Below are 15163 nucleotides of genomic sequence, written 5' to 3'. Positions count from 1 at the left end.
CGGGATGCTTAAGGGTATGCCTCCTTCCGAGAGCCCGGACTGGACCCTCGTCGTCCCGGTCAAGACCCTGGTGGCGGCCAAGACCCGGCTGTCCGAGGCCGCGGGCCCGCACCGCGCCGCGCTGGCGGTGGCGATCGCCTGCGACACCGTCGAGGCCGCGCTGAGCTGCGGCCCCGTCGCGCGCGTCGTGGTGGTGACGGGCGACCCGGTGGCCGCCGAGGCGCTGGCCGGGGTGGGCGCCCGCGTGGTCGGCGACCCGGAGGCGGGGCTCAACGCGGCGCTGCGCCACGGCGCGGGCGAGGCCGTACGGCTGGCGCCCGGTGACGCGGTCGGCGCGCTCCAGGCCGACCTGCCGGCCCTGCGCCCCGCGGAGCTGGCGCTCGTGCTGGCCGCCGCGGCCGAGTTCGACCAGGCCTTCCTGCCCGACGCGGCCGAGGTCGGCACGACCTTCTACGGCACGCGGCCCGGCGTCCCGTTCACCCCGGGGTTCGGCGGCGCCTCCCGCGACCGCCACCTGCGGCGCGGCGCGAAGGAGCTCTTCCTGACGGGGGCCGACTCGGTGCGCCGGGACGTGGACACCCCCGGCGACCTGCGCGCCGCCCTCGCCCTGGGCACCGGTCCGCGCACCCGCGCGGTGGCCTGGCTCATCGGGATGAGGTCTCCGGAGCGGAGACCTCCCGGAGACTGAGGATCCCCCGGGACGTCAGCACCGGCAGGTGGGCCAGGGCGATGCCGGCCGCGGCGGTCCACAGGGCCGTCCGGGCGTCGAGCAGCTCCCCCAGCACCCCGCCGAGCAGGCCGCCGAGCGGCGCCGCCCCCCACATCAGGAACCGCATGCTGGCGTTCATCCGGCCGAGCAGGCGCTCCGGGGTGATCCGCTGGCGGTAGCTCAGCTGGTTGACGCTGAACACCGCCGCGCCCACCCCGTTGAGCGCGTTGCCGAGGACGAACGGCGCCAGCGCCCATCCCGGGCCGGCCAGCGGGGCGAGCAGGACGGCCGCGGCGGCCAGTGCGGCTCCGCCGTACATCGCCGGGCCGGCGCCGGAGCGGGCGGCGGCGCGGGGGGCGAGGAACGCGCCCGCCAGCCAGCCGGCGGGTGCGGCCGCCAGGAGCAGGCCGTACCCCACCGGATCGACGCCGAGGAACCTGAGCAGGAAGAACGGCTGGGCGACGGACCAGACGCCGTTGGAGAGCATGACCAGCGCGCCGACCAGGGCGATACGCCGCAGGACCGGGTGGCCGGCGACGTACCGGACCCCCTCGGCGACCTCCTCCCGGAGCCGTCGCCGCTCTCCGGCCGGCGCCGGGTCCTCCTGCGCCCGCACGCCGCCGAGCAGCAGCGCCGAGACCAGGTGGCTGACGCCGTCGGCGAGCAGGGCGACCGGCGCGGTCACCGCGTGCACCAGTCCGCCGCCCAGCGGGGGACCGGAGAGCACCGCCGCGCCGCGCAGCGTCTCCAGGACCCCGTTGCCCCGCAGCACGTCGTCCCGGCCGACCAGGGAGGGCAGGAAGCTCATGTGCGCGACGTCGAAGAAGACCGATCCCAGGCCCATGAGCAGCGCGACCGCGTACAGGTGCGGCAGGGTGAGCGCGTCCAGGAGCACGGCGGCCGGAACGGAGAGCAGCGCGGCGCCCCGCAGCAGGTCGCTCCAGATCATGATCGGACGGCGCCGCAGCCGGTCCACCCACACGCCGGCGGGCAGCCCGACGAGCAGGAACGCGGCCGTCTCCGCGGCGGTGAGCAGGCCGAGCTGGAGAGGACTCGCCTCCAGCGTGAGCAGGGCGACCAGCGGGAGGGCGACGATGGTGACCTGGGTGCCGAACTGGCTGATCGCGTCGGCGCCCAGGAAGAGCCGGAACGACCTGTTCCGCCACATCCCCGCCCGCTCGTCCCCGGTCCGCACAGCCGTGAATGATCGCCGCCCGCGATGCGCCGGTCAAACCCTTTTCCGGTACGGCCGGCGGACGGAGGCGCTCCGCCGCACGGCCGGCGGGAGCCGTGAGGCGGCCGGACCCGGCCGCGTTAGGGTGGTGGGCGTGCAGGCGACGGTGAGGACCTTCGACCCCGCGACCCGGTCCGGGTCGGTGTTCCTGGACGACGGGACCGAGGTCCCGTTCGGCGCCGAGGCGTTCGACGCCGGGCCGCTCCGGCTGCTGAGACCGGGTCAGCGGGTCAACATCTCCGTGGACGGCGGACTGGTCACCTACGTGACGCTCTCGACGTTCCCGCTGCCGGACTGACCCGCGCGCCACCGGGCCGCGCGCGGGAGCCGGAGGGCTGCTCGTCCCGGCGGGCGCGCGCCACCCGATCGCGCCCGCGCGCAGGAGAGCGGCCTCCGTATCCGCCCGGTCCCGCCACCGGACGCCGCGCCCGCCGGACACGCCGAGCGCCCGGCCCCACGCGGGGATCCGGGCGCCCGATGTGCGATTCCGCCGCTCGGCGGAGGCCGCCTGGCTGCGGGTGCTACTTCTTGGCGGCCTTCTTGCCGCCCTCGTTGACGAGGTCCTTGAAGTCGGAGCCGGCGCGGAACTTCGGCGCCCAGCTCTCGGCCACCTTGATCTCGGCGCCCGTCGAGGGGTTCCGGGCCGTGCGGGCCGGCTTGTGCGCCATCTCGAAGGCGCCGAAACCCGTGATGGAGACCTTGTCGCCGCTGGCGACGGCCTTCTGGATGGTGTCGAGCACGGCGTTCACGGCCTCGGTGGCCGTCTTCTTGTCGCCCACCCGATCCGCGATGGCGTCGACGAGTTCTTTCTTGTTCATGAAGATTGTCCCTTGTTGCCGATGTCCGGGAGTGGGTCTCAAGACAGGAAGCCCGTCTCACCCGATTTGTCGCCGAGAGGGGTCTCAGGTGGAGCGAGAGACCCCTTACCCGCTTGAAATTAGGGGACGGAAGCGTGTGACTCAATCACCTTCCGCAATATTTCCAGCACTCCGTGTGTCTGAAACCAGGTCATCGAGGTCAATCAGGAACGATTCCAGGCGGGTGGCCGCTCGGTCCAGGTCGTGTTTGGCCGCTCCGCAGATGGCCAGCAGGTGCTTGGCCAGGCGCTGCCGCGTCTCCGGAGGCACGGGCAGCACGCGGACGCGGCTGTGCGCCTCGCGCAGCAGCCGCGCCAGCTCTCGTTCGGAGCGGGTCAGACCGTCGTCGGCAGCCATGGCTGCCGGCCATTCTCGTACGCCGTCACGTCGTCGGCGTTGCGCAGGGTCAGGCCGATGTCGTCCAGGCCCTCCATCAGCCGCCAGCGGGTGTAGTCGTCGATCTCGAAACCGGCGGACTCGGCGCCCCAGCGCACCCGGCGCTCCCCCAGGTCGACGGTGACCTCGAGGGCGGGGTCGGCCTCCACGGCCGACTGCAGCGCCTCGACGGTCTCGGCCGGCAGCACGACCGGGAGCAGCCCCATCTTGGTGGAGTTGTTACGGAAGATGTCGCCGAACCGGGCCGCGATCACGACGCGGAAGCCGTACTGCTGCAGGGCCCAGACCGCGTGCTCACGCGAGGAGCCGGTGCCGAAGTCCGGTCCGGAGACGAGGATCGAGGCGCCCTGGTAGGCGGGCTGGTTCAGGACGAAGTCCGGGTCCTCGCGCCAGGCGGAGAACAGGCCCTTCTCGAAGCCGGTCCGGCTGACCTGCTTGAGCCAGACGGCCGGGATGATCTGGTCGGTGTCGACGTTGCTGCGGCGCAGCGGCACGGCCCGGCCGGTGTGCGCGGTGAAGGCTTCCATGGTCGTGTCTCCTAGGCCAGGTCGGCGGGGGCGGTCAGCTTGCCGGTGACGGCGGTGGCGGCGGCGACGGCGGGCGAGACCAGGTGGGTGCGGCCGCCCTTGCCCTGGCGTCCCTCGAAGTTGCGGTTGGAGGTCGAGGCGCTGCGCTCGCCGGGGGCGAGGGTGTCGGGGTTCATGCCCAGGCACATCGAGCAGCCCGCCTCGCGCCACTCGGCGCCGGCGGCCTTGAACACCTCGTGCAGGCCCTCCTGCTCGGCCTGGAGTTTGACCAGCATCGAGCCGGGGACGATCAGCGTCCGGGTCACGACGCTGCGGCCGCGCAGCACCTCGGCCGCGGCCCGCAGGTCCTCCAGCCGGCCGTTGGTGCAGGAGCCCACGAAGACGGTGTCCACCTCGACCTCGCGGAGCGGGGTGCCGGGGGTGAGCCCCATGTACTCCAGCGCGCGGCGGGCGGCCGCCGGGTCGTTGGTCTCCTCGGGCGCCGGCACGGCCGTGCCCAGCGGGGCGCCCTGGCCGGGGTTGGTCCCCCAGGTGACGAACGGGGTCAGGGTCGAGGCGTCGATCTCCACGACGGTGTCGAAGACCGCGTCGGAGTCGGTGACCAAGGACTTCCAGTATTCGACGGCGGCGTCCCACTGCTCGCCGGTCGGGGCGTGGGGACGTCCCTGGAGGTAGGCGAACGTGGTCTCGTCGGGGGCGATCATGCCCGCGCGGGCGCCGGCCTCGATGGACATGTTGCAGATGGTCATCCGGCCCTCCATGGAGAGCTTGCGGATGGCCTCGCCGCGGTATTCGACGATGTAGCCCTGACCGCCGCCGGTGCCGATCTTCGCGATGATCGCCAGGATCAGGTCCTTGGCCGTGACGCCGGGCGGCAGCTCGCCGGAGACCTCGATGGCCATCGTCTTGGGCCGGTAGGCGGGCAGCGTCTGGGTGGCCAGCACGTGCTCCACCTCGGAGGTGCCGATGCCGAAGGCGATGCCGCCGAAGGCGCCGTGCGTCGAGGTGTGAGAATCACCACAGACGATGGTCATGCCGGGCTGGGTCAGACCGAACTGCGGGCCGATGATGTGCACGACGCCCTGGCCCGCGTCGCCCATCGGGTGCAGCCGGACGCCGAACTCGGCGCAGTTCTTGCGCAGCGTCTCGACCTGGGTCTTGGAGACCGGGTCGGTGATCGGGCCGAGCAGGGTCGGGACGTTGTGGTCCTCGGTGGCGATGGTGAGGTCCGGCCGCCGCACGGTCCGCCCCGCCATGCGCAGGCCGTCGAACGCCTGCGGGCTGGTCACCTCGTGGATGAGGTGCAGGTCGATGTAGAGCAGGTCGGGCTCTCCCTCGGCACGTCGCACGACGTGCTGCTCCCAGACCTTCTCCGCCAGCGTGCGGCCCATTGTCGCCTCCCTTTCGTTGCGACGCTGCGCGTCGTCGCCCGACTTGCCTTCTCATATGTCGAGACTGCAGTATCGGTGTATGGACAACTCTAGCGGAGTCGGCGTACTCGACAAGGCCGTTCTGGTGCTCAACGCCCTCGAGGCCGGCCCGGCATCCCTCGCGCAGCTCGTCCAGGCGACCGGCCTGGCCCGCCCCACCGCCCACCGGCTGGCGGTCGCGCTGGAGCACCACCGCATCGTCTCGCGCGACACGCAGGGCCGGTTCGTGCTGGGATCGCGGCTCTCGGAGCTGTCCACGGCCGCCGGCGAGGACCGGCTGCTGGCCGTCGCCTCGCCCGTGCTCACCCAGTTGCGGGACATGACCGGAGAAAGCGCACAACTTTACCGCCGCCAGGGCGACGAACGGGTCTGCGTGGCCGCCGCCGAGCGCTCCAGCGGGCTGCGCGACACCGTGCCGGTCGGCTCGGCCCTGCCGATGTTCGCCGGTTCGGCCGCGCAGATCCTGCTGGCCTGGGAGGAGCCCGACCGCCTCCACCGCGGCCTGCGCGGGGCCAAGTTCACCGCGGCCACGCTGTCGAGCGTCCGCCGCCGGGGCTGGGCGCACAGCGTCGGTGAGCGCGAGCAGGGGGTCGCCAGCGTCTCGGCCCCGATACGGGGCGCGGGCGGCAAGGTGATCGCCGCGGTCTCGGTGTCCGGGCCGATCGAGCGCCTCACCCGCACCCCCGGCAGGCTGCACGCCGCCCCCGTGGTCGCCGCCGCCGAGCGCATCACCGAGGCGATGCGCAGGAACGGCTGAGCCGTACGGCGCCGCCGCGCCGGACACCCTGCCGAACACCGGGCCGAACACCGGGCGGCACACCGTGCGGGAACACCGCGCACCGCGGCCGGTCGCCCACCCGATATGAGGAGGCGAGCACCCCCGCGGGCCCCTAGGCTGGGCGGGTGACAGATCGCATCGAGGCAGCCGCCGCTGAACTGCGTCCCCTGCTCCAAGAATTCATCCTCTGGGCCCGTGAGAACGCGCCCGGCAGCGATTCGAACCTGGTGGGCTCCGTCGCCCTGTGGCACCGGTTGATCGCCTCCGACGACGTCGGCCGCTGGAGGACCTCCGATCTGCGCACGGTGCTCCTGGAGCGGATGCCGAAGGTGGTGGAGGATCCCGAGGCCGCGGCGGAGGGACTGGTGCCCGCCGTCCGCGCCTACCTGGCCTACCTGTCGGACACCGCCCGGCTCTCGGCGGGCTCCTCCCCGCTCAAGGAGATGCTCGCCGAGCTCGACGAGATCGAGGACGACGTCGTCGACGCGATGGAGGAGCTGCTCTCCGAGGACGGCGAGGACGCCGAGGAGTACGACGAGGAGGAGTTCGAGGGGCTGGGCGACTTCGAGCCGTTCGCCGACCGGCTCGCCGCGCTGCCGACGATCCGGCTCCGGCCCGACGCCGAGCTGGCCGCGGCCGCGCGCCGGTCCGTCCTGATCGCCAAGGCCCGGGACCTGGCCGTCTGGGTCGGGACCGAGCGCCGGGTGGGCGAGGAGGACCTGCTCACCGACGCCGAGATCGCCGAGGCGCTGGCCGTCCTCGGGTTCCCCGTGCCGGAGGCGGTGGAGGGCCGGCTGGCCGACGCCGTGCCCGCCCTGTGGAACGTCTGGAACCTCGCGATCGACCTGGACTTCCTCCAGCCCGAGGGCGAGGACACCGTCAGCGTCGACCCCGACACCGCCGACTGGCCCTTCGAGGAGGACGACGACGTCCTGGACGCCTGGCTGGCCGGGCTGCACTCGATCGACTACGGCGACCCCGAGCTGGACGACGAGGACGCCACGATCGCCCTGTCCGGGCTGACCCGGGCGCTGCTGGTCCGGGTGCTGCTGGCGACCGGCTCCAAATCCCTCGACGATCTCCGCACCGAGCTGGCCGAGGCCGCCGCCGAGTACGACGACCTGGGCGCCGAGGCCTGGGACGCCGCCACCACGCAGTACGGCGACCCGCTCAACCCGGTGCTGGACTGGCTGTCGGGATACGGCATGGTCGAGGTCGAGCACGACCAGGTGCGGCTGACGCCGCTGGGCATGGAGGGCCTCGTCCACCTGGTGGACGAGGCCGACATCGAGCTGGACGCCCGGCCCGCCATCGACGCGATGACGGCCCTGGACCTGCTCGCCTTCAGCGCGGAGCTGCCCGAGGAGGAGGCCGACGCCGAGTTCGCCGCGTGGATGGAGCTCCGCGAGCCCGCCCGGGCCGCCGAGGAGCTGCTGGCGGCCGCGGCGGAGGACGACGCGGACGCGCTGGTCCGCGTCCAGGCGGCCAGCGTGGTCGGCTCGCTGGGCGCGGTGGCCGTGCCGGCCTGGCGCCGGGCCCTGGACGAGCCGTCTCTGCACCCCTACGCGGCCACGCACCTGGCCCAGCTGGGCGTCGAGGACGTCCCCGCGCCGACCCAGGCCGACACGCACTGGCTGATCCTCGACATGCTGACCATCTCCGCCGGACTCGGCCGCCCCGAGTTCGTCAGCAGCCTGGACGACATCGGCCCGACCTCGATGCTGGTCGGCCTGCTGGACGTCATCTGGAAGGTCCCCCACCCGCACCTGGAGGAGCTGCTGGAGACGATCTCCAAGGCCCACCCGGACCGGCAGGTGGGCAAGGCCGCCAAGCGGGCCCTGTTCAAGGCCCGCTCCGGCGACAACTAACGCGCCGCGCGGAGGGCCCGCCGGGCCCTCCGCGCCGCCCCCTTCCCAGGGCCTCCCGAGTCCTCCGCGCCGGCCCTTTCCCGGACCCCTCGGACCCTCCGCGCCGCCCTCCCTCCCGAGCCCCCCGCGTCGGCCCTTTCCCGGACCCTGCGCCCGGCGCCCTCCCGGGCCCCTCACCCGGCGGCCTCCTGCCAGTCGGGAAGCGGCCGGTAGATCGGGATGCCCGCGGCCTCCAGCTCCTCCCGGATCCTGAAGTACTCCTCGCCGAACGGGTCCACCCCGGCCAGCGGCATGAGGCCGCGCCGGACGGCCAGGTCGTGCGGGGCGAGCGCGGCGGCCGCCGCCAGATGCCGCCCGGCCGCGGCGGTACGGCCGGCGCGCAGCAGCCACGCCGCCACCCGGCCGTGCAGCCGGGCCAGGCGCTCGTCGGCGGTGGGAGCGCGCAGCTCGCGCAGCTCCGTCCCCGTGTCGCCCTCGATCACCCATCGGCGCAGGGCGGCGACGGCCCGCTCGGAGGACAGGCCGTTCATCGACCGGAAGGTGTCGGTGGCCGTCATGGTGTCCTGGGGACGGGCGATGCGGCCGTCGGGATCGATCCAGACCACGGTCGGCACGTTGACCACGTTGTACAGCTCGGCGATCCGGCCGTCGGCGTCGACCACCGCCGGATGGGTCAGGCCGGCGAGCCACTCCCCGGCGTGATCGGGGTCACGGTCGAGGGAGACGCTGACCACGCTGAAGCCGTACCCGCCCAGCTCGCGGTGGAGCTCCTCCCAGGCCGGCAGGTCGTAGCGGCAGCCGCACCAGGAGGCCCAGAAGACCAGCGCGACCTTGGCGCCGCGGAGCCCGGGCAGCGGGCCGAACTCCGGTGCCCGGTCCAGCACGGGCTCGACGGGTTCTCCGACCGCGACCACGCCCTCGTCCGGGTCGGCCACCGCCTGCCGGCCGAGCAACCCGGCGAAGGCGACCAGGTCCACGCCGTCGGCCGTCTCGGCCGCCGCGGCCCGGAACGAGGGGATGCACGCCTCGCCCCGGCACCAGCCGTGCGGCTTGCGCTCCCAGCCGAGCACCGGCGCGCCGTACGGCACGACCAGGCCGTCGATCGCGTCCTCGCGCCCGTCCGCCAGCAGGGTGATCATCATCGACCTCCATTGGATAGCTGTGGTACCCAATTATCAGGCAGCGGCACTATCCAATCAAGGGGGCAGGCCTGGAAATGCAGAAGACCCCTAGAAGCCGATGCTTCCAGGGGTCCTGCGATGTAGCCCCGACCGGATTCGAACCGGCGCTACCGCCTTGAGAGGGCGGCGTCCTAGGCCACTAGACGACGGAGCCTTGCAAATGTGACAGTGGTAGTCCCGACCGGATTCGAACCGGCGCTACCGCCTTGAGAGGGCGGCGTCCTGGGCCACTAGACGACGGGACCCTACGCACTGTCATCGGATCCGGAGGGGACCGGATCCATGCGATCTCCTTGCGGAGATCGCAGCTGGGGTACCAGGACTCGAACCTAGACTAACTGAACCAGAATCAGTCGTGCTGCCAATTACACCATACCCCACCGCTTCGGACTTTCCTTTCGGAGCGCCCTGGCGACTCCGAAAGAATAGCCCACCTTGAGTGCAAGGACCAAAACGATTGTCCCCGGCCCGCCCGGAACCCAACCCCGTGACGCCGGAGTGCCCGGCGGAGCCCGTCTGTGTAACGCTGCTCAGAAGATCCGTCCGCCGTGATCCGTATGCGAGGAGCCCACGCCTTGACCGTGAACCCGTCCAACCCCTTCTTCACCGCCAGCCCGCTGCCCTACCGGCTGCCGCCCTTCGCCGAGATCCGCGAGGAGCACTACCTGCCCGCGTTCGAGCGCGGCATGGCCGAGCAACTGCAGGAGGTGGCGGCGATCGCGGGCAGCACCGAACCCGCCACCTTCGCCAACACCGTCGAGGCCCTCGAGCGCTCCGGGCAGATCCTGAAGCGGACCGCGACCGTCTTCTTCAGCCTCGCCTCCTCCGACGCGACCGACGGCATCCGGGCGATCGAGAAGGAGATCGCCCCCCGGCTGACCAAGCACTCCGACGCCATCCACCTCGACCGCGCGCTCTACGCCCGGCTCAAGCAGGTCTCCACCGACGACCCCGAGGAGGCCTGGCTGCTGGAGAAGTACCGCGAGGACTTCGTCCGGGCCGGAGCCGAGCTGTCGGAGACCGAGCAGGAGCGGCTGAGGGCCCTCAACGAGGAGCTCTCCACGCTCGCCACGGCCTTCTCCCAGAACCTGCTGACGGCCTCCACCGCCTCGGCCCTGGTCGTCGAGGACGCCAAGGAGCTGGACGGGCTCGCCGAGAGCACGATCAAGGCGATCGAGAAGGACGGCCGGTACGTCCTTCCGCTGCTCAACTTCACCAACCAGCCGGCCCTGGCCGAGCTGACCGACCGCGGGACCCGCAGGAGGCTGTACGAGCTCTCGGTGAACCGGGCACCGGAGAACTTCGGGCTCGCGGCCAGGATGGCGGCGCTCCGCGCCGAGCGGGCGGCCCTGCTCGGCTTCCCCAGCCACGCGGCCTACTCCGTCGCCGACCAGACCGCCAAGACCACCGGCGCCGTCGAGGAGCTGCTCGGCAAGCTGGTGGGCCCGGCGGTGGCCAACGCCCGGCGGGAGGCCGAGGCGCTGAGCGAGCAGGCCGGGTTCGCCATCGAGCCGTGGGACTGGTCGTTCTACGCCGAGAAGGTGCGCAAGGCCCGCTACGACTTCGACGGCGCCGAGCTGCGCCCCTACTTCGAGCTGGACCGGGTGCTGCGGGACGGCGTCTTCCGCGCGGCCGGCGAGCTGTACGGCGTCACCTTCACCGACCGGCCCGACCTGGACGGCTACCACCCCGACGTGCGGGTCTACGAGGTCGCGGACGCCGACGGGTCGCCGCTCGGCCTGTTCGTCTTCGACCCCTACGCGCGGCCCACCAAGCGGGGCGGCGCGTGGATGAACAACCTGGTGGACCAGTCCCGCCTGTTCGGCGAGCTCCCCGTGGTGATGAACAACCTCAACATCACCAAGCCCGCGGAGGGCCCGACGCTGCTGACCTTCGACGAGGTCAACACCGCCTTCCACGAGTTCGGCCACGCGCTGCACGGCCTGTTCTCCGACGTGCGCTTCCCGCGCGTCTCCGGCACCACGGTCCCCCGCGACTTCGTGGAGTACCCCTCGCAGGTCAACGAGATGTGGGCGACCTGGCCGTCCATCCTGGAGGGCTTCGCCCGGCACCACGAGACGGGCGAGCCCGTCCCGGCGGAGCTGCTGGAGAAGATGCGGGCCGCGGAGAGGTTCAACCAGGGCTTCGCGACCGTGGAGTACCTCGCCGCGGCGCTGCTCGACTGGGCCTGGCACCGGCTCGCCCCGGGCGAGACGGTCGAGGACCCCGAGGCCTTCGAGGCCGCGGCCCTGGAGCGCGCCGGGATCGCCCTGGAGCTGGTCCGCCCCCGCTACCGGACCAACTACTTCGCGCACATCTTCTCGTCCGGCGTGGGCGGCTACAGCGCCGGCTACTACTCCTACATCTGGAGCGAGGTCCTCGACGCCGACAGCGTCGAGTGGTTCAAGGAGAACGGCGGCCTGCGGCGCGAGAACGGCGACCACTTCCGCGCCGCGCTGCTGTCGGTCGGCGGGTCCAAGGACGTGATGGACGCCTTCCGCGACTTCCGCGGGCGCGACCCGCGCATCGAGCCCCTGCTGGAGCGCCGGGGACTGCTGGCCTGACACGCCGGAGGCGGCCGGAGAGGTCCTCTCCGGCCGCCTCGGGCCCGCTCAGGTCTCGCAGACGTGCGCGGCGCCGCACGCGTGTGCTCGGCGCCGCACGCGCGCTCAGCCTCGCAGCCGCGTCAGCGCCGCGCGCACGCGCTCGATCGAGCGCTCCCGGCCGAGGGCCTCGATCGACTCGAACAGCGGCAGGCCGACCGTCCGCCCGGTGACCGCCACCCGGACCGGGGCCTGGGCCTTGCCGAGCTTGAGCCCGTGCTCGGCGCCGACCTCCTCCAGCGCGGTCTTCAGCGACTCGGGGTCCATGTCCGCCGTCTCCAGCCGGGCGAGGTAGCCGCTGAGGATCTCCTCCGGGGAGTTCTTCATCGCCTTGTCCCACGACGCCTGGTCGAAGACCGGCTCGTCCAGGAAGAGGAAGTCCACGTTGGCGGTGATCTCCGACAGGACCGCGATGCGGGTCTGCGCCAGCGGCGCGACCCTGGCGAACAGCTCCCGGTCCCAGCTCGGGTCGAGCCAGGGCTCGCAGCGCGCGGCGAACTCCTCCGGCGGCAGGGCCCGGATGTACTCGCCGTTGAAGGCGCGCAGCTTCTTCTCGTCGAAGAACGCGTTCGCCGAGTTGACGTCCTCCAGCCTGAACAGCGGCACCATCTCCGCCCAGGGCATGATCTCCCGGTCCTCGCCGGGGCCCCAGCCGAGCAGCATCAGATAGTTGACCATCGCCTCGGCCAGGTAGCCCTCGTCGCGGTAGGACTCCAGGGCCACCTTGTCCCGGCGCTTGGAGAGCTTCTTGCGCTGCTCGTTGACGATCACCGGCAGGTGCGCCCAGACCGGCGGGTTCGCGCCGAGCGCGGGCCAGAGCAGCTGCTGGCGCTGGGCGTTGGCCAGGTGCTCCTCGCCGCGGACCACGTGGGTGATGCCCTGGGTGATGTCGTCGACGGCGTTGGCCAGGACGTACAGCGGGGAGCCGTCGCTGCGCGCGATGACGAAGTCCTCCTGCGCGTCGTTCGGGAACTCCACCCGGCCGCGGATCACGTCGTCCACGACCGTGACGCCCTCGTCGGGGGTCCGGAAGCGGACCGCGCCCGCGGACAGGGCCCGGTCGCGGCAGAAGCCGTCGTAGCCCTTGTGCTCGGAACCGGTGCGCTCCTGGAGCAGCTCGCGGGTGCAGTCGCAGTAGTAGGCCTTGCCGTCGGCGAGCAGCTTGGCCACGGCCTCGCGGTGCTGCGATTCGTTCTCCGACTGGAAGTGCGGGCCCTCGAAGACCGGGTTGTCGCCGCTGATGCCGATCCAGGCCAGCGCGGACAGGATGCCCTCGGTCCACTCGGGCCGGTTGCGCGCCGCGTCGGTGTCCTCGATGCGCAGGACGAAGCGGCCCCCGGACTGCTCGGCCAGGGCCCAGTTGAACAGTGCCGAGCGGGCGCCGCCGACGTGGAACATGCCGGTCGGCGAAGGAGCGAAACGAACCCTGATCATCGCGAGACCACCCGGTTGCTGAGAGTGCCGATACCTTCGATGCTGACGCTGACCTCGTCGCCGATCTCGAGCGGCCCGACCCCCTCGGGCGTCCCGGTCAGGATGACGTCGCCGGGGATCAGGGTCATGACCGCGCTCACGTGCGCGATCAGCGCGGGGATGTCGTACATGAGCTTGGAGGTGCGCGAGCTCTGCCGTACCTCGCCGTTCACCTTCGTGGTGATGCCGAGGTCGGCCGGGTCGAGCTCGGTCTGGATCCACGGGCCGAGCGGGCAGAAGGTGTCGAAGCCCTTCGCCCGGGTGAACTGCACGTCCTTCTTCTGCAGGTCGCGGGCGGTGACGTCGTTGGCGCAGGTGTAGCCGAAGACGACCTCGTGCGCCCGCTCGACGGGCACCTCCCGGCAGAGCCTGCCGATGACCACCGCCAGCTCGCCCTCGAAGTCGACCCGCCGGGAGAGCCCGACGGGGTAGGCGACGGCCTCCGACGGGCCGATCACCGAGGTGGACGGCTTCAGGAACACCAGCGGCTCGTCGGGGACCTCCCCGCCCATCTCGCGGGCGTGCTCGGCGTAGTTCTTGCCGATGGCGACGACCTTGCTGGGCAGCATGGGCGCGAGCAGCTTGACCTGCGAGAGCGCGTGCCGCTCGCCGGTGAACTGGATCGGGCCGAACGGGTGCCCGGAGATCCCGGAGACGAACTCCTCGCCGGGGCCGCCCTCGACCACCCCGAATCCGACACCGTCACCTGTGGAGAACCTCGCTATACGCACCCCACAAGGCTAGTCGCGGTCGAGGTCCCGCCGGACCGCCCCCGCCGGGTACGGCCCGGCTCCGCCCCGGGGCCCGTCCCGCCACGCCCGCCGGAGCGGTTCCCCGGCCCCCGGGGCGGAGATCGTAGGGTGACCGGAGAAGACGTCCTGAAAGGAGCCCGCATGTCGGTTGTGAAGATGAACGTGCTCACCGTGCCCGCGGAGATGCGCGAGGAACTGGAGCGCCGGTTCTCCAACCGGGCCGGGATCGTGGAGTCGGCCGACGGGTTCGAGTGGTTCGAGCTGCTCCGCCCGGTCGACGGCACCGATCGCTACCTGGTCTACACGCGCTGGCGGTCCGAGGAGGACTTCAAGCGCTGGACCGAGAGCCAGGCGTTCCAGCGGGGCCACGCCCAGGCCGCGGCCGAGGCCGGCGCGCAGGGCCACGGGCACGGACAGGGCCACGGACAGGGACAAGGACAGGGCCACGGGCACGAACAGGCCCAAGGACACGGCCACGGCCACGGGCACGGCGGCCCCGCCGCCTCGGGGGCCGAGGTGTGGTCGTTCGAGGTCGTGCAGAGCGCCGGGCCCAAGGCCTGAGCACGGAGCCCCGCCGCCGGCCGTACCCGGTGGGGAGACCGGCGGCGGGGCGGGCTGTGACCGGGGCCGGAACCGGGCGGCCGGCAGGTCAGCAGGCCGGCGGGCGGGAGGCCGGCGGGCGGGAGGTCAGCGGGCGGGAGGTCAGCGGTCCAGCGGGTTGGCCTGGATGCGGCCGACGACGCCGTTGCGGACGAACTCCCCGGCCAGGCTCTCCGGCTTGCGCTCCCCCTGCGCCTTGATGCAGGCGGCGAACTCCTTGCCGATCTCCAGCCGGGGGTGGCGCTCCAGCACCTCGGCCCGCAGGCCGGCGGGCCAGTCCTCCGGTCGCCGCCCGGAGATGTCCAGGCCGGTGGAGAGCTCCAGCAGGTGCCCCTCGGGGTCGGCGGCGACGTCCACCTCGGCCCACATGTGCCGCACGACCACCTCCGAGGCGCGCCTGCGGCGCTCGACCGGCCAGCCCGCGCCCGCGGCGAACACCCACGCGACGTGGCCCCCGGCCTCCTCGAACGGGACCGTGTGGCTGTCGAACTCCGCCACCAGCCCGATGTCGTGGAACATCGACGAGACGTACAGCAGCTCGGCGTCGAAGGCGATGTCACGGGCCTGCGCGTAGGCCGCCGCCCACAGGTAGGCCCGGACCGAGTGGTTCAGCAGGGAGGGCGAGCAGTAGGCCTCGGCCGTCTCCAGCGCGGCGCGGCAGGCGGCGGTGTCGGGGACCGTGATGTCGGCGAGTCTCATGCCGACCAGCATGTCCGCCCGCACCTGACCGGACGAGCGGCCGGGAGGCCATCCGC

15 protein-coding genes and 3 tRNA genes are annotated in these 15163 nt (G+C 72.5%); 6 read left to right on the top strand and 12 right to left on the bottom strand.

What is annotated here, in order from left to right; genetic code table 11:
* Positions 1-4 precede the first annotated feature (4 nt).
* The gene (gene cofC, locus IEZ07_RS04065; protein WP_191893554.1) at positions 5-688 is read left to right on the top strand and encodes a 2-phospho-L-lactate guanylyltransferase; all 684 of its coding nucleotides are present in this window, start codon (positions 5-7) and stop codon (positions 686-688) included.
* Here cofC and IEZ07_RS04060 read toward each other — a convergent pair.
* Positions 645-1904 carry an MFS transporter gene (locus IEZ07_RS04060; protein ID WP_239319447.1) on the bottom strand — a complete coding sequence of 420 codons (1260 nt, stop codon included), beginning with the start codon at positions 1902-1904 and terminating at the stop codon, positions 645-647. The genes cofC and IEZ07_RS04060 overlap by 44 nt on opposite strands.
* A gap of 133 nt (positions 1905-2037) precedes the next feature.
* Between IEZ07_RS04060 and IEZ07_RS04055 the strand changes: the two genes are divergently transcribed.
* A complete protein-coding gene (locus IEZ07_RS04055) occupies positions 2038-2241 on the top strand; it encodes a hypothetical protein (protein WP_068897804.1) in 204 nt (67 codons plus the stop codon).
* 223 nt (positions 2242-2464) lie between these two features.
* Here the strand turns inward: IEZ07_RS04055 and IEZ07_RS04050 are convergent, their stop codons facing one another.
* The 4 genes from IEZ07_RS04050 to leuC form a co-directional block, all read right to left on the bottom strand.
* On the bottom strand, positions 2465-2761 hold the full coding sequence (locus IEZ07_RS04050) for an HU family DNA-binding protein (RefSeq protein ID WP_068897587.1): 297 nt from the start codon (positions 2759-2761) through the stop codon (positions 2465-2467).
* A 141-nt stretch (positions 2762-2902) separates the two neighbouring features.
* A complete protein-coding gene (locus IEZ07_RS04045; protein WP_068897588.1) occupies positions 2903-3157 on the bottom strand; it encodes an SCO5555 family protein in 255 nt (84 codons plus the stop codon).
* Positions 3136-3723: a 3-isopropylmalate dehydratase small subunit gene (gene leuD, locus IEZ07_RS04040; protein ID WP_189238675.1), complete on the bottom strand. Its 588-nt coding sequence runs from the start codon at positions 3721-3723 to the stop codon at positions 3136-3138. Before leuD ends, IEZ07_RS04045 begins: the two co-directional genes overlap by 22 nt.
* 11 nt (positions 3724-3734) lie before the next feature.
* On the bottom strand, positions 3735-5114 hold the full coding sequence (leuC, locus tag IEZ07_RS04035; protein WP_191893553.1) for a 3-isopropylmalate dehydratase large subunit: 1380 nt from the start codon (positions 5112-5114) through the stop codon (positions 3735-3737).
* Between the two features lie 79 nt (positions 5115-5193).
* Here leuC and IEZ07_RS04030 point away from each other — a divergent pair, with 79 nt between their 5' ends.
* Together IEZ07_RS04030 and IEZ07_RS04025 are read left to right on the top strand one after the other, a co-directional pair.
* Positions 5194-5910: an IclR family transcriptional regulator gene (locus tag IEZ07_RS04030; protein WP_068897591.1), complete on the top strand. Its 717-nt coding sequence runs from the start codon at positions 5194-5196 to the stop codon at positions 5908-5910.
* 146 nt (positions 5911-6056) lie between these two features.
* Positions 6057-7799 carry a hypothetical protein gene (locus IEZ07_RS04025; RefSeq protein WP_191893552.1) on the top strand — a complete coding sequence of 581 codons (1743 nt, stop codon included), beginning with the start codon at positions 6057-6059 and terminating at the stop codon, positions 7797-7799.
* Between the two features lie 173 nt (positions 7800-7972).
* On the opposite strand, the gene IEZ07_RS04020 is transcribed toward IEZ07_RS04025, so the two are convergent.
* The 4 genes from IEZ07_RS04020 to IEZ07_RS04005 form a co-directional block, all read right to left on the bottom strand.
* Complete coding sequence (locus IEZ07_RS04020; protein ID WP_239319450.1) at positions 7973-8941, bottom strand: TlpA disulfide reductase family protein; 969 nt, start codon at positions 8939-8941, stop codon at positions 7973-7975.
* Between the two features lie 120 nt (positions 8942-9061).
* Positions 9062-9134, bottom strand: a tRNA-Glu gene (locus tag IEZ07_RS04015).
* Between the two features lie 15 nt (positions 9135-9149).
* A tRNA-Glu gene (locus tag IEZ07_RS04010) sits at positions 9150-9225 on the bottom strand.
* Between the two features lie 63 nt (positions 9226-9288).
* Positions 9289-9360 (bottom strand) — tRNA-Gln (locus IEZ07_RS04005).
* 177 nt (positions 9361-9537) lie between these two features.
* Here IEZ07_RS04005 and IEZ07_RS04000 point away from each other — a divergent pair.
* Positions 9538-11544: a M3 family metallopeptidase gene (locus tag IEZ07_RS04000; protein WP_191893551.1), complete on the top strand. Its 2007-nt coding sequence runs from the start codon at positions 9538-9540 to the stop codon at positions 11542-11544.
* 105 nt (positions 11545-11649) lie between these two features.
* Here the strand turns inward: IEZ07_RS04000 and gltX are convergent, their stop codons facing one another.
* Positions 11650-13017, bottom strand: a complete 1368-nt coding sequence (gene gltX, locus IEZ07_RS03995) for a glutamate--tRNA ligase (protein WP_191893550.1) — start codon at positions 13015-13017, stop codon at positions 11650-11652.
* Complete coding sequence (locus IEZ07_RS03990) at positions 13014-13787, bottom strand: fumarylacetoacetate hydrolase family protein (RefSeq protein WP_068897597.1); 774 nt, start codon at positions 13785-13787, stop codon at positions 13014-13016. The genes gltX and IEZ07_RS03990 overlap by 4 nt, the downstream gene beginning before the upstream one ends.
* A gap of 162 nt (positions 13788-13949) precedes the next feature.
* Here IEZ07_RS03990 and IEZ07_RS03985 point away from each other — a divergent pair, with 162 nt between their 5' ends.
* Entirely contained in the window at positions 13950-14369 is a 420-nt protein-coding gene (locus IEZ07_RS03985; RefSeq protein WP_191893549.1) for an antibiotic biosynthesis monooxygenase family protein, read from the top strand.
* Positions 14370-14510: 141 nt separating this feature from the next.
* On the opposite strand, the gene IEZ07_RS03980 is transcribed toward IEZ07_RS03985, so the two are convergent.
* Positions 14511-15107, bottom strand: coding sequence for an HD domain-containing protein (locus IEZ07_RS03980; protein ID WP_068897806.1), 597 nt, complete (start codon positions 15105-15107; stop codon positions 14511-14513).
* Between the last annotated feature and the right edge of the window lie 56 nt (positions 15108-15163).

It is taken from the genome of Planomonospora parontospora, from assembly GCA_014647935.1.
Lineage (GTDB): Bacteria > Actinomycetota > Actinomycetes > Streptosporangiales > Streptosporangiaceae > Planomonospora > Planomonospora parontospora.
Note: the sequence above shows the minus strand (reverse complement) of the source record. Positions and strands in the feature narration are given on the sequence as shown.